The sequence below is a fragment of the Peribacillus sp. NPDC096622 genome, assembly GCF_044762665.1.
In the GTDB taxonomy this organism is placed as follows: domain Bacteria; phylum Bacillota; class Bacilli; order Bacillales; family DSM-1321; genus Peribacillus; species Peribacillus frigoritolerans_B.
In genome coordinates this window covers 167,553-181,074 of sequence record NZ_JBIWES010000008.1, presented here as the reverse complement: position 1 = coordinate 181,074, position 13,522 = coordinate 167,553, and the positions used below count along the sequence as shown (strand labels likewise).

Sequence of the window (13,522 nt, the reverse complement as noted above, 5' to 3'; positions counted from 1 at the left end):
CCTGCAAAAAAGCCGGTCCCTATATGAAGGGCCGGCTTTTTTGTGGTAATGAAAACTAAAACCCCAAACGGGAATTTTGCCTTTATCCAATCTTCCCGATATTCTTCAGGTACAGTTCTGTTTTTCGGATTAGTCATTATTTCTAGTTTATGCTACAATTCAAAAGTGAAGATTTGATTAGTTTGGGGGAAAAAATGTGTTTTATTATTTGATTGCCCTTTTGGTCATAGCTCTCGATCAGCTGACAAAATGGATGATTGTGAAAAAAATGGAGTACGGAGAAAGCATTGAAATTATTGAAAACCTTCTATATATCACCTCGCATCGTAATCGTGGGGCAGCATGGGGAATTCTACAAGGTCAAATGTGGTTTTTCTACATCATCACCATCGCTGTCATTATTGGACTTGTCTATTATATTCAGAAAATGGCGAAGGAAAGCATTTTGCTTGGAGTTGCACTTGGTCTCATGCTAGGCGGTGCGATTGGTAATTTCATCGATCGTGTTGCTCGTCAGGAAGTAGTGGATTTCGTTCATACCTATATTTTCAGCTACAGTTTCCCTGTATTCAATGTTGCTGATGCCGCGCTTTCAATTGGTGTCGGACTGCTCGTGATTCATATGTTTTTAGAAGAAAAAAACGCTAAGGAGAAAGATAATGGATAAAAGGTTATACAGCATCGATGAAACACTAAAAGGAGTTAGGATTGATAAGGCCCTTTCCACTTTGAATGAGGAATGGTCTCGCACTCAGGTCCAGCAATGGATCAAGGATGATCATGTTTTGGTAAATGGCGCGGTTATTAAGACGAATTATAAAGCTGTTCCTGGCGATACAATCGAAGTGACGATTCCAGACCTTGAGGAATTGGATGCGGTAGCAGAGGAAATGGATTTGGATATCTATTATGAAGATGCAGATGTACTCGTGGTTAATAAACCGAGCGGTATGGTCGTCCATCCGGCACCGGGACATGTATCTGGCACGCTTGTAAATGGATTGATGGCTCACTGCAAGGATCTTTCTGGAATCAACGGTGTCATGCGTCCTGGAATCGTCCATCGGATCGACAAAGATACATCAGGTCTATTGATGGTTGCCAAAAATGATATGGCACATGAGAAACTGGTACAGCAGCTCGTTGACAAAACGGTTACACGTAAGTATCAAGCTGTAGTTCATGGTGTGATCCCTCATGATTTCGGAACGATCGATGCACCGATCGGCCGCGATAAAAAAGATCGCCAAAGCATGACTGTCACAGATTCGAATGCCAAAAATGCTGTCACGCATTTCCGTGTCATCGAACGCTTCAAAGATTTCACTTTGGTGGAATGCCAGCTTGAAACAGGAAGGACACATCAAATCCGTGTTCACATGAAATACATTGGCTTCCCACTGGCGGGTGATCCGAAATATGGTCCGAAAAAGACCCTGAAATTAGATGGACAAGCGTTACACGCCGGTCTTTTAGGTTTCATTCATCCACGTACAAATGAGTATATGGAATTCGAAGCTCCGATTCCGGAAGAGTTTGAGAATTTAATTAATCAATTACGTAGAAGTAAGGATTGACAAATTCATTTTTCTGATATATCATAATAACAACTTAATAAGAACCTTTAACACAGTTCAGAGAGACTGAGAAGGAAACGGATACGCAAAGTGGGATATTTATGCCCATTGCGATAAAATCCTCATGCCTTCTTGGCATGAGGATTTTTTGTTGAAATTGACTTATCAGAAAAAAGAATCGGGGTGGCCGACGTGTTGAATGAGAAAGCCATAGTACTTGATGAGCAGGCCATTAGAAGAGCCTTGACGAGAATTGCCCATGAAATTATTGAGAAAAATAAGGGGATTGAGGATTGCGTCTTAATCGGGATACGTACACGCGGGATTTTCCTCGCTGACAGACTTGCAAAGCGCATCAATCAAATAGAAGGCAAGGAAATAGAACTGGGTGAACTGGATATTACACTTTATCGCGATGACCTTTCGAAAAAGACCAATGATGGGGAACCCATCGTAAAAGGCTCAGATATTCCGGTCAATATCACTGACAAGAAAGTGATTTTAGTGGATGATGTTCTTTTCACAGGCAGAACCGTTAGAGCGGCAATGGATGCTCTGGTGGATTTGGGAAGACCTTCGCAGATCCAGCTCGCCGTATTAGTGGATAGGGGACACAGGGAATTGCCGATTCGCGCGGATTTCGTCGGCAAAAACGTTCCGACTTCCCAATCTGAAAAAATTACAGTTACTTTAACAGAAGTGGATGAAGTAGATCAAGTTACTATATTAGAAAACTAAACACCATGAAAATTTCATATTACCCTTTTAAAGACAGTCCAGAGAGGCTGGCAAAGGGGAGTCAATCGGGAGAGCTGTGCCTATGTATAGGCATTTACCTTCTGAGAAACCCTCTTTGTATAATGCAAAGAGGGTTTTTACAGTTTTGATGGAATTTTCATGAGGGGGATACGAAAATGGAAGAAATGAAAAGGGACATCGTACTGGATGTCGAGGACGTGCCAAAGGCTGGCCAGTGGATTACGTTAAGCATCCAGCATTTGTTCGCAATGTTCGGTGCAACGGTGCTGGTGCCATTTCTGGTAGGATTAAGCCCGGCGGTAGCACTGGTTTCAAGCGGGTTGGGCACACTTTCATACTTATTGATAACGAAAGGTCAGATACCAGCTTATCTCGGTTCATCTTTCGCCTTCATTACACCAATCATCGCGGCTAAGGCTTTGGGAGGTCCGGAAGCGGCCATGATCGGCTGTTTTGCGGCAGGGTTCATATATGGGATTGTAGCTTTGATCATCCAAAAAGTCGGATTGCGATGGTTAATGAATATACTTCCTCCGGTTGTGGTGGGTCCGGTGATTATCGTAATCGGATTAAGCCTTGCCGGAACGGCAGTGGACATGGCAATGTATGATCCACAAGATAAATACAGCGTCACATATATAGTTATAGCGCTGATCACATTAGCGGTAACCATCATCTGCAACGTGTTCTTCAAGGGATTCATTAACTTGATCCCCATTTTAATGGGAATCATAGTGGGCTACGGCTGTTCGGCTGTTGCAGGAATAATAGATTATGAACCGATCAAGGCAGCAAAATGGTGGGAAATGCCTGAATTCATGTTTCCGTATGTAACCTATACACCGTCCTTCTCATGGGAAGTCATTGCCATCATGGTACCGGTTGCCATCGTAACTTTATCAGAACATATCGGACACCAGATGGTACTGAGCAAAGTGGTAGGCAGGAACTTTTTGGAAAAACCAGGTTTGCATCGCTCAATTTTAGGAGATGGCGCAGGAATCATGATTGGTTCCTTCATCGGTGGGCCGCCGCTGACATCATATGGTGAAAATATTGGGGTCCTGACAATGACTAAGGCGTACAGTGTGTATATCATCGGAGGGGCAGCATTGACTGCAATCATCTTTGGCTTTAACGGTAAGATTTCAGCTGTCATCAGCTCGATACCTACAGCTGTGATGGGCGGCATTTCCATCTTGCTCTTCGGTATCATCGCTTCAAGTGGATTGAGGATGCTGATTGATAATAAGGTCGACTTTGACAAGAAAAGAAACCTGATGATAGCTTCAGTCATCTTGGTGTTAGGAATCGGAGGAGCGTTCGTACAACTATCGGAAACGGTATCGCTTTCCGGAATGGCACTTTCAGCCATCGTCGGAATCCTTCTTAACTTGATTCTTCCGGACCGGGAAAAAATATCCGGAGATATATTTGGAAAGTAAGATATTGCATCAAAATAATAGATCACCTTTTAAAAGAAGTCCAGAGAGGCTTAAAAGGGTGTTGCTGTAAAGATGAATGAGAAAACGGGATAAAGTGTTAACCATTCCGTGCCCTCCCAATCTTTATGACCTACACCCTGTCCTTATTGGCGGGGTGTTTTTTTATGCCCTGCATCACAAATGTGAAAGGAGCAGGATCGATGAAAAAATTATTGACCATGAATGAATTGACATTAAGTGAAATTGAAAGGATTTTACATGAGGCAGAGTGTTTCGCCAACGGAACTAGCTGGATTCCAAAGCAGTTGACCACCGTTGCCAATCTCTTCTTTGAACCAAGCACACGTACAAAATCAAGCTTTGAAATGGCTGAAAGAAAATTGGGACTTGAGGTCATTCCTTTTGATGCGGGTACATCATCCGTATTAAAAGGCGAAACCTTATATGACACCGTTAAAACGTTAGAAGCAATAGGTGTAAATGCATTGATCATCCGTCATGAACAGGATAATTATTTTGACGAATTGAATGGGAAAATCGGGATTCCAATAATCAATGCAGGGGATGGCTGCGGAAATCACCCAACCCAATCATTACTGGACTTATTGACGATAAAACAAGAGTTTAAAAGTTTCAAAGGTCTGAAGATTGCCATAATCGGTGATGTGAGGCATAGTCGGGTTGCGAAATCGAATGCAGAAGCATTAACCCGTTTAGGAGCGAATGTCGTATTTTCGGGTCCGCCTGAATGGTTTGACAGAACAAACAGTTTAGGAAGGTATGAAGACATCGACCATGCGGTAGCTACTTCGGATGTGGTCATGCTGCTCAGAATACAGCATGAAAGGCATATTGAAAAATACGATCAGGCAAATGGAGATTATCTGGAAAGTTTCGGCCTGACCAAACAACGTGAAAAAAACATGAAACCGGATGCGATCATCATGCATCCTGCACCAATAAACCGCGGTGTTGAAATAGACAGTGATTTAGTCGAATGCAGCCGCTCAAGAATTTTTAAACAAATGGAAAATGGCGTGTTCATTAGAATGGCCGTATTAAAAAATGTGCTTGAACAATCCGAAGGGGGAAACATCCATGAAAACAGTAATCAAAAATGGAGTATTGCTAGATAATCAAAACTCATTCATAAAAGCGGACATTGAAATGGAAGGCAAGGTCATCACAAAAATCGGCGAGAACTTGGCAACGGAAAATTGTAAAGTAGTTGACGCTGAAGGGTTGCTTATTACACCAGGACTTGTTGACCTGCATGTCCATTTACGCGAACCGGGCGGTGAACATAAAGAAACAATCGCAAGCGGAACGCTTGCAGCGGCAAGAGGCGGTTTCACAACGGTAGCGGCTATGCCTAATACAAGGCCAGTTCCCGATACAGTGGAAAACCTTGAAGCGCTAAACAGGAAAATTGAAGAAACGGCTCATGTCAGGGTGCTCCCATATGCATCCATCACGATTAGGGAAGCAGGCAAGGAGCTGACCGACTTTTCTTCATTAAAACAAACGGGTGCTTTCGCCTTTACGGACGATGGTGTGGGGATTCAAGAAGCAGGGATGATGCTGGAAGCGATGAAACGGGCAGCCGCTCAAGATATGGCCATAGTTGCTCATTGTGAAGACAATAGCTTAATCAATAAAGGCTCCGTCCATGAAGGAAGATTCTCGAAAGAACAGGGAATCAATGGAATTCCGTCCGTATGTGAAGCTGTACATATTGCCCGGGATATCCTCCTTGCTGAAGCGGCGGATTGCCATTATCACGTTTGCCACATTTCCACGAAGGAATCGGTAAGGACGGTAAGGGATGCCAAACGCGCCGGTATCCGCGTCACAGCCGAAGTTACACCGCACCACTTATTATTGTGTGAAGATGATATACCGGGACTTGATACGAATTATAAAATGAACCCGCCATTAAGGGGCCGTGAAGATCGGGATGCATTGATAGAAGGACTGCTTGACGGAACCATCGATTTTATAGCAACAGACCATGCCCCGCATGCGGCTGAGGAAAAAGCGCAGGGAATGCAGCTGGCTCCTTTCGGAATCGTAGGGTTGGAAACGGCCTTCCCGCTACTTTACACCGAATTGGTTAAAACGGGCGTCATTACTTTAAAGCAATTGATCGATTTCATGACAATCAAACCATCTGAAAGTTTCTCCCTTCCTTATGGAGAGTTAAAAGAAGGTGCTGCTGCGGATATCGTGCTCATCGATTTGGAAACGGAAAAAGAAATTAATGCTGAAGAGTTTGCTTCAAAAGGTAAAAATACACCTTTTAATGAAAAGAAATGTTATGGCTGGCCAGTCATGACGATTGCGGAAGGAAAAATAGCTTGGGAAAAAGGACGTGTTCAAGGATGAAAAGACAGCTAATTTTAGAAGACGGGACAGTATTCCATGGGGAAGCATTCGGTGGGGACGTAGAAAAAATCGGTGAGGTCGTTTTTAACACAGGGATGACGGGATACCAGGAGATTCTATCCGATCCATCGTATTGCGGTCAAATCGTTACACTTACGTACCCATTAATCGGGAACTACGGAATAAACCGTGATGACTTCGAATCCATCAATCCAGCGATAGCAGGATTCGTCGTTAAGGAAACGGCAGAACTTCCTTCCAACTGGCGAAACCAATTATCGCTTGATGAATATCTGAAAATGAAGAACATACCTGGAATAAGCGGAATCGATACGAGAAAGCTGACAAGAATCATCAGGAAATCAGGTGCACTTAAAGGGGCGCTCTGCAATATCAACAAAGATGCAAATGAAGTGGTTTCCCAGTTGAAAGCAACGGTGATACCTTCTAATCAAGTGAAACAGGTTTCAACAAAAGCACCTTATTCCAGTCCGGGCAGAGGCCCGCGGGTAGTCCTTGTAGACTATGGCATGAAGCATGGGATTTTACGTGAGTTGACGAAGCGCGGCTGTGATGTCGTGGTTGTGCCTTATAACGTCACGGCCGAAGAAGTGATGCAATATCATCCGGATGGCGTGATGCTTTCAAACGGTCCTGGAGATCCGAAAAGTGTTCATGAGACGCTTGAAATGATCCGTTCAATCCAAACGCAAGTGCCATTATTCGGAATCTGTTTAGGACATCAATTATTCGCACTTGCAAACGGGGCGGATACGGCAAAATTGAAATTCGGCCATCGAGGTTCGAATCATCCGGTTAGGGACCTTCGTACCGGAAAGGTATCCATCACATCTCAAAATCATGGATATACAGTTGAAGAGCTTTCCATAGAAAGTACAGATCTTATTGTGACGCATACAGCATTGAATGACGATACGATTGAAGGTCTGCGCCATAAAAAGTATCCAGCGTTCACCGTACAATATCACCCGGAAGCATCACCAGGTCCAGAAGATGCCAACTACTTATTCAATGAATTCTTACAAATGATTGAAGCTGCAACCAACAAGGGGGAAAAAACATGCCAAAACGCACTGATATAAAAAGCATCCTAGTAATCGGTTCCGGTCCGATCGTCATCGGACAGGCCGCCGAGTTCGATTATGCAGGAACCCAAGCGTGTATAGCCTTAAAAGAAGAAGGCTATCGAGTGATCCTGATTAACTCTAATCCTGCGACAATCATGACAGACACTGAAATGGCTGACGCGGTTTATATCGAACCGATCACATTGGAATTTGTCAGCAAAATCATTCGTAAAGAGCGCCCGGATGCACTGTTACCTACCTTGGGCGGACAGACTGGCTTAAACATGGCCGTTGAGCTTGCCGAATCAGGAATCCTGGAAGAATGCAACGTCCAGATTCTTGGGACAAAACTATCGGCAATCCAACAAGCGGAAGACCGTGACCTTTTCCGTACGCTAATGAACGATCTTGGGGAACCGGTGCCTGACAGCGACATTATTCATAACTTGGAAGAGGCTTATACATTCGTTGAACGAGTCGGCTATCCGGTCATTGTTCGTCCTGCCTTCACGCTTGGCGGAACAGGCGGTGGGATTTGCGATAACGAAGAGCAGCTGATCGAGATTGTTGAGGGTGGCCTGAAAAGCAGCCCGGTTCACCAATGTCTGCTTGAGAAAAGCATTGCCGGTTTCAAAGAAGTGGAATATGAAGTGATGCGTGATTCCAATGATAATGCAATAGTCGTTTGTAATATGGAAAACTTCGATCCTGTCGGTGTCCATACAGGCGATTCAATAGTTGCCGCACCAAGCCAAACATTAAGTGACAGAGAGTACCAAATGCTTCGTAATACGTCTCTGAAGATTATCCGTGCCCTGAAAATTGAAGGTGGATGTAATGTTCAGCTTGCGCTAGATCCGAACAGCTATCAATATTATGTCATTGAAGTGAACCCAAGGGTCAGCCGTTCATCGGCACTTGCTTCAAAGGCGACTGGATATCCAATTGCAAAGCTTGCAGCAAAGATAGCCGTTGGTTTGACGCTCGATGAAATGATGAACCCTGTCACTGGTAAAACCTATGCCAGCTTTGAACCGGCACTGGACTATGTCGTTACGAAAATTCCGCGCTGGCCTTTCGATAAGTTCGAAAGCGCCAACCGTAGGCTCGGTACCCAAATGAAGGCGACCGGAGAAGTCATGGCAATCGGCCGTACATTCGAGGAATCAATTTTAAAAGCTGTCCGTTCCCTTGAAGCGGGTATATACCATCTTAATTTGAATGACGAGTTTGAGGATGGAAAAATAGAGAAACGGATCCGAAAAGCGGGAGATGAACGGTTATTCTATATCGGTGAAGCGTTAAGAAGGGGAAAAACGATCGAAACCATCCACGAATGGAGCCAGATCGATTTATTCTTCTTGCATAAGTTGAAAAAGATAATCGACTTTGAAAAGCAGCTAAAAGAACATTCTTTTGATTGTGAAGTATTGCAAAAGGCTAAAGAACTAGGGTTTTCTGACAAAACGATCGCAGAAATATGGGGAGTTCCCGAAATTGATGTCTATGAATTCCGGAAACAGCAAGGAATCATCCCTGTTTACAAAATGGTTGATACATGTGCTGCCGAATTCGAATCGGAAACACCGTATTTTTATGGGACATACGAAGATGAGAATGAATCCATCGTTACTGACAAGAAAAGTGTCATTGTCCTGGGATCAGGCCCAATTCGGATCGGGCAAGGAGTAGAGTTTGATTATGCGACCGTACACTCGGTATGGGCCATTAAGGAAGCGGGATATGAAGCGATCATCATCAACAACAATCCCGAAACGGTTTCGACGGATTTCAGTATCTCCGACAAACTTTATTTCGAACCATTGACTATTGAAGATGTCATGCATGTCATCGATTTGGAAAAACCGGAAGGGGTCATCGTCCAGTTTGGCGGACAGACGGCAATCAACCTTGCAGATGGTCTTGTTGAAAGAGGAGTGAAGATCCTTGGTACTTCCCTTGAAGACCTGGATAGGGCGGAAAATCGCAATAAATTCGAAAAAGCACTTAAGGATTTAGGCATTCCGCAGCCAAAGGGCAAAACCGCAACATCGGTTGATGAAGCGATCGTCATCGCTGAAGATATTGGTTACCCGGTTTTAGTAAGGCCATCGTATGTTCTCGGAGGAAGAGCGATGGAAATCGTCTATAAACAAGAAGAATTACTGCACTACATGAAAAATGCCGTGAAAATAAATCCGGATCATCCTGTCCTGATAGACCGCTACTTAACGGGTAAGGAAATCGAAGTAGATGGTATTTCCGATGGTGAAACGGTCGTGATCCCTGGAATCATGGAGCATATCGAACGCGCTGGCGTCCATTCAGGTGATTCAATTGCAGTTTATCCGCCGCAAAACTTAACGGAAAAACAAAAAGAAGTAATCATCGATTATACGACCCGATTGGCAAAAGGCTTGAATATAATTGGTCTCTTGAACATTCAATATGTCATCAGCAATGAAGAAGTGTATGTGATTGAGGTAAATCCACGTTCAAGCCGAACCGTTCCATTCTTAAGTAAAATTACGAATGTGCCGATGGCTAACCTAGCCACGAAGGTCATCTTGGGCCACACGCTTGAAAGCCAAGGTTACAAATCGGGGTTAGTGCCAGAACAAACTGGGGTCTATGTGAAAGTGCCGGTCTTCTCTTTTGCAAAATTAAGAGGTGTCGACATCTCACTCGGACCTGAAATGAAATCGACCGGTGAAGTAATGGGGAAAGATAGCACCCTTGAAAAAGCTTTATATAAAGGGTTGGTCGCTTCCGGTTTCAAGATCAAGGGACATGGTTCGGTGTTATTGACGATATCGGATAAAGATAAGCAAGAAGCGCTTCTTTTAGCTAGGCGTTTCCATAATATCGGCTTCAAGCTGATAGCCACCAGCGGAACTGCTGCCCTATTGGAGCAATCCGGGATCCCGACTGCGATCGTCGGAAAAATTGGCGAAGAAGGTACAAACCTGCTGGATGTCATCCGGAACGGGGAAGCGCAATTTGTCATAAATACTTTGACAAAAGGTAAGCAGCCGGCCCGGGATGGTTTCAGAATCCGACGTGAATCGGTTGAAAATGGAGTGACATGCCTAACATCACTTGATACGGCAGAAGCCATTTTAAGAGTGATAGAATCCATGACCTTCTCGGCAGAAGCAATGGGAAAAACGGAAAAAAGTCGTGAGGTGAGCTATATATGATCAAGAAGGAAAGAATGAAGGTGTTAAATCATAAGGAACTGGCCCCATCCATCTTTGAACTTACCCTGCAAGGTGAATTGGTTTCAGAGATGAGTCAACCAGGCCAGTTTGTCCAAGTCAAGACAACAGAAGGCACTGAGCCATTGTTAAGACGCCCGATTTCGATTTCTTCTTACAACAGCAGTGAAAAACAGTTCACGATGATATACCGGGCTGAAGGTAAAGGAACGACGCTGTTATCACAGCGTAAAGAGGCGGAAGCGGTCGATATCCTTGGACCCCTTGGCAACGGATTTCCCGTTCATGAGGCTAAACAGGGCGAAACGGCATTATTGGTTGGCGGCGGGATTGGTGTCCCGCCCCTGTATCAATTATCACAAATGTTGGTTGCGAAAGGTGTTACGGTAATCCATGTATTGGGCTTCCAGACCAAGTCAGCCATTTTTTACGAAAAAGAATTCAGTGAATTAGGTGATACCTATATTGCCACGGTGGATGGTTCATACGGGACAAAAGGATTTGTCACGACTGTAATAGACAATCTGGAGCAAGAGTTTGCAACGATCTTTTCATGCGGGCCTACACCAATGTTAAGAGCCTTGGAAGCGGGCTATCGTGAGAAGAAGCTTTTCCTGTCCCTTGAGGAAAGGATGGGATGCGGCATCGGTGCATGCTTTGCTTGCGTGTGTCATACAGGGGATGATCCAACTGGTTTCAGTTATAAAAAGGTTTGCAGTGATGGACCCGTATTCCGGGCAGGAGAGGTGGTATTATGAGCAGGCTTTCAGTTGAATTACCAGGATTACATTTGAAAAACCCGGTCATGCCAGCATCTGGATGCTTTGGATTCGGCCGTGAATACAGTCAATTTTTCGACTTGGATATTCTTGGGGCGATCATGATCAAAGCGACCACTCCTGAGCCGAGGTTCGGCAACCCGACTCCGCGTGTTGCGGAAACCTCTTCGGGAATGCTGAACGCCATCGGTCTGCAAAATCCAGGTTTAGAAAAGGTCATCAGTGAAGAACTGGACTGGTTAGGTAAGTTTGATGTTCCCATCATCGCCAACGTTGCAGGTTCGCAAATAGATGACTATGTAAAGGTTGCCAAGGAAATAAGCAAGGTGGGGAATGTGAAAGCACTTGAATTGAATATCTCTTGTCCGAATGTAAAAGAAGGAGGCATTGCTTTCGGTACGGTACCGGAAGTTGCCAAAGAGGTAACCAAGGCGGTAAAGGAAGTATCTTCAGTCCCTGTTTATGTGAAGCTTTCACCGAATGTCAGTAATATTGTGGAAATGGCCAAAGCAGTTGAAGATGGCGGGGCCGACGGGTTGACAATGATTAATACATTAGTCGGCATGCGATTGGATTTAAAAACGGGCAAACCGATCCTTTCTAACAGAACGGGTGGATTATCTGGGCCTGCAATAAAACCTGTAGCGCTCCGGATGATTTATGAGGTTAGCCAGCAAGTGTCCATTCCAATAATCGGAATGGGCGGCATCGCCACGGCGGAAGACGTCATTGAATATTTCTATGCGGGTGCCAGTGCTGTTGCGGTGGGAACCGCGAACTTCGTGGATCCGTTTGTATGCCCGACCATCATCGAAGAATTACCGAAATTATTGGATGAGCTGGGATTTGACCATATTTCAGAATGTATCGGAAGGAGCTGGAAGCAAAATGAAACAGTCACTAATAATCGCTCTTGACTTCCCTGACCTCCTTCAAACGGAGACCTTCCTAAAACAGTTCCATTCGGAAAAATTGGCTGTAAAAGTGGGGATGGAATTATTTTATCAGAATGGTCCATCAATAGTTTCTTTCGTAAAGGAGCAAGGCCACGATGTGTTTTTGGACTTGAAGCTTCATGATATTCCAAATACCGTTAAAATGGCCATGACAGGATTGGCAACTTTAGGCGCTGACATGGTCAATGTACATGCGGCGGGTGGACAAAAGATGATGGAAGCAGCAATGGAAGGTCTGGATAAGGGAACGTCCGCTGGTAAAAAACGTCCGTTATGCATAGGGGTTACCCAACTGACGAGCACGTCACAAGAACAAATGAATGCTGAGCAAAACATTGCCGGATCTCTGGAAGATTCGGTCCTCCATTATGCAAAACTTACTAGACAGGCAGGATTGGATGGCGTCGTCTGTTCCACCCATGAAGTAAAGAACATACATGAACGCATCGGTCATGAATTCTTAACCGTCACACCTGGAATCCGAAGTGCAGGTGGACAGACGCATGATCAAAAGAGGATTGCCACGCCTGAACAGGCTAGGGATTTTGGAGCGGATGCCATCGTTGTTGGGAGAGCCATAACGGGGGCGGCAGATCCATTAAGGGCGTATTTGGAAATGAAAGCAGCTTGGGAGGGCATATCATGTTAAATAATAAGATAGCTGAACATCTATTGGAAATAAAAGCAGTGTACCTACAGCCGAATGACCCCTTTACTTGGGCATCTGGAATTCAATCACCCATTTATTGTGACAACCGGTTAACCCTTTCATACCCAGAGGTTCGCAATGAAATTGCGGAAGGATTGAAAGGTTTGATTGAACAGCATTTCCCTGAGGCTGAACTGATTGCAGGCACAGCAACTGCAGGCATTCCGCATGCTGCTTGGGTGAGTGAAAAATTAAATGCACCGATGTGCTATGTTCGATCCAAAGCCAAGGAGCACGGAAAGGGCAATCAAATCGAAGGCCGCGCAGTTCCAGGACAAAAAGTGGTGGTTGTGGAAGACTTGATTTCAACCGGCGGAAGTGTTATTACTGCTGTTAACGCGCTGAAAGAGGCAGGCTGTGATGTTCTTGGAGTCGTTTCGATCTTTACTTACGAATTGGAAAAGGGAAAAGAAAAATTCGAAGCTGAGGGCATTATTAACCATTCGTTGAGTGACTACTCGACTTTGATAAAAGTCGCTAATGAAAAAGGGTACATCACCGCAGAGGAATTGGAAAAGCTAAAAAAATGGCGGGAGAATCCGGCTGATACAGCTTGGATTTCAGCATGAAAATAGAGGCGGCCCAATCACGCACGATTGGGCCGCC

General features: G+C 44.6%; 12 protein-coding genes. All 12 read left to right on the top strand.

Translation table 11 applies throughout. The features are described 5' to 3' along the window. The first annotated feature begins 196 nt into the window (after window positions 1–196). The 12 genes from lspA (at window position 197) to pyrE (ending at window position 13,485) form a co-directional block, all read left to right on the top strand. Complete coding sequence (lspA, locus tag ACIQYG_RS16150) at window positions 197–667, top strand: signal peptidase II (RefSeq protein ID WP_034313851.1); 471 nt, start codon at window positions 197–199, stop codon at window positions 665–667. After that, entirely contained in the window at window positions 660–1,577 is a 918-nt protein-coding gene (locus ACIQYG_RS16145; protein ID WP_402839660.1) for an RluA family pseudouridine synthase, read from the top strand. The genes lspA and ACIQYG_RS16145 overlap by 8 nt, the downstream gene beginning before the upstream one ends. Window positions 1,578–1,772: 195 nt before the next feature. After that, the gene (gene pyrR, locus ACIQYG_RS16140) at window positions 1,773–2,315 is read left to right on the top strand and encodes a bifunctional pyr operon transcriptional regulator/uracil phosphoribosyltransferase PyrR (protein ID WP_402839658.1); all 543 of its coding nucleotides are present in this window, start codon (window positions 1,773–1,775) and stop codon (window positions 2,313–2,315) included. 176 nt (window positions 2,316–2,491) lie between these two features. Further along, on the top strand, window positions 2,492–3,781 hold the full coding sequence (locus ACIQYG_RS16135; RefSeq protein ID WP_402839655.1) for a solute carrier family 23 protein: 1,290 nt from the start codon (window positions 2,492–2,494) through the stop codon (window positions 3,779–3,781). 200 nt (window positions 3,782–3,981) lie between these two features. After that, complete coding sequence (locus ACIQYG_RS16130) at window positions 3,982–4,917, top strand: aspartate carbamoyltransferase catalytic subunit (RefSeq protein ID WP_402839651.1); 936 nt, start codon at window positions 3,982–3,984, stop codon at window positions 4,915–4,917. Further along, window positions 4,880–6,166, top strand: coding sequence for a dihydroorotase (locus ACIQYG_RS16125; RefSeq protein ID WP_402839649.1), 1,287 nt, complete (start codon window positions 4,880–4,882; stop codon window positions 6,164–6,166). Before ACIQYG_RS16130 ends, ACIQYG_RS16125 begins: the two co-directional genes overlap by 38 nt. After that, window positions 6,163–7,269 (top strand): carbamoyl phosphate synthase small subunit, encoded by a 1,107-nt coding sequence (locus ACIQYG_RS16120; protein ID WP_402839647.1) that lies wholly within the window; start codon window positions 6,163–6,165, stop codon window positions 7,267–7,269. The genes ACIQYG_RS16125 and ACIQYG_RS16120 overlap by 4 nt, the downstream gene beginning before the upstream one ends. Next, on the top strand, window positions 7,248–10,454 hold the full coding sequence (carB, locus tag ACIQYG_RS16115) for a carbamoyl-phosphate synthase large subunit (protein ID WP_402839644.1): 3,207 nt from the start codon (window positions 7,248–7,250) through the stop codon (window positions 10,452–10,454). Before ACIQYG_RS16120 ends, carB begins: the two co-directional genes overlap by 22 nt. Further along, window positions 10,451–11,230, top strand: a complete 780-nt coding sequence (locus ACIQYG_RS16110; protein ID WP_402839641.1) for a dihydroorotate dehydrogenase electron transfer subunit — start codon at window positions 10,451–10,453, stop codon at window positions 11,228–11,230. The genes carB and ACIQYG_RS16110 overlap by 4 nt, the downstream gene beginning before the upstream one ends. Continuing rightward, window positions 11,227–12,168, top strand: coding sequence for a dihydroorotate dehydrogenase (locus ACIQYG_RS16105; protein WP_402839638.1), 942 nt, complete (start codon window positions 11,227–11,229; stop codon window positions 12,166–12,168). The genes ACIQYG_RS16110 and ACIQYG_RS16105 overlap by 4 nt, the downstream gene beginning before the upstream one ends. After that, a complete protein-coding gene (pyrF, locus tag ACIQYG_RS16100; protein WP_402839635.1) occupies window positions 12,140–12,856 on the top strand; it encodes an orotidine-5'-phosphate decarboxylase in 717 nt (238 codons plus the stop codon). Before ACIQYG_RS16105 ends, pyrF begins: the two co-directional genes overlap by 29 nt. Beyond that, window positions 12,850–13,485, top strand: coding sequence for an orotate phosphoribosyltransferase (gene pyrE, locus ACIQYG_RS16095; protein WP_402839632.1), 636 nt, complete (start codon window positions 12,850–12,852; stop codon window positions 13,483–13,485). Before pyrF ends, pyrE begins: the two co-directional genes overlap by 7 nt. Window positions 13,486–13,522: the final 37 nt, after the last annotated feature.

Excerpts from the sequence above, each read along its gene's own strand:
- ACIQYG_RS16135 (WP_402839655.1), top strand. The coding sequence starts at position 2,492 with ATGGAAGAAATGAAAAGGGACATCGTACTGGATGTCGAGGACGTGCCA.
- ACIQYG_RS16125 (WP_402839649.1), top strand. The coding sequence starts at position 4,880 with ATGAAAACAGTAATCAAAAATGGAGTATTGCTAGATAATCAAAACTCA.
- ACIQYG_RS16120 (WP_402839647.1), top strand. The coding sequence starts at position 6,163 with ATGAAAAGACAGCTAATTTTAGAAGACGGGACAGTATTCCATGGGGAA.
- pyrE (WP_402839632.1), top strand. The coding sequence starts at position 12,850 with ATGTTAAATAATAAGATAGCTGAACATCTATTGGAAATAAAAGCAGTG.
- ACIQYG_RS16110 (WP_402839641.1), top strand. The coding sequence starts at position 10,451 with ATGATCAAGAAGGAAAGAATGAAGGTGTTAAATCATAAGGAACTGGCC.
- ACIQYG_RS16145 (WP_402839660.1), top strand. The coding sequence starts at position 660 with ATGGATAAAAGGTTATACAGCATCGATGAAACACTAAAAGGAGTTAGG.
- carB (WP_402839644.1), top strand. The coding sequence starts at position 7,248 with ATGCCAAAACGCACTGATATAAAAAGCATCCTAGTAATCGGTTCCGGT.
- ACIQYG_RS16105 (WP_402839638.1), top strand. The coding sequence starts at position 11,227 with ATGAGCAGGCTTTCAGTTGAATTACCAGGATTACATTTGAAAAACCCG.
- pyrF (WP_402839635.1), top strand. The coding sequence starts at position 12,140 with ATGAAACAGTCACTAATAATCGCTCTTGACTTCCCTGACCTCCTTCAA.
- ACIQYG_RS16130 (WP_402839651.1), top strand. The coding sequence starts at position 3,982 with ATGAAAAAATTATTGACCATGAATGAATTGACATTAAGTGAAATTGAA.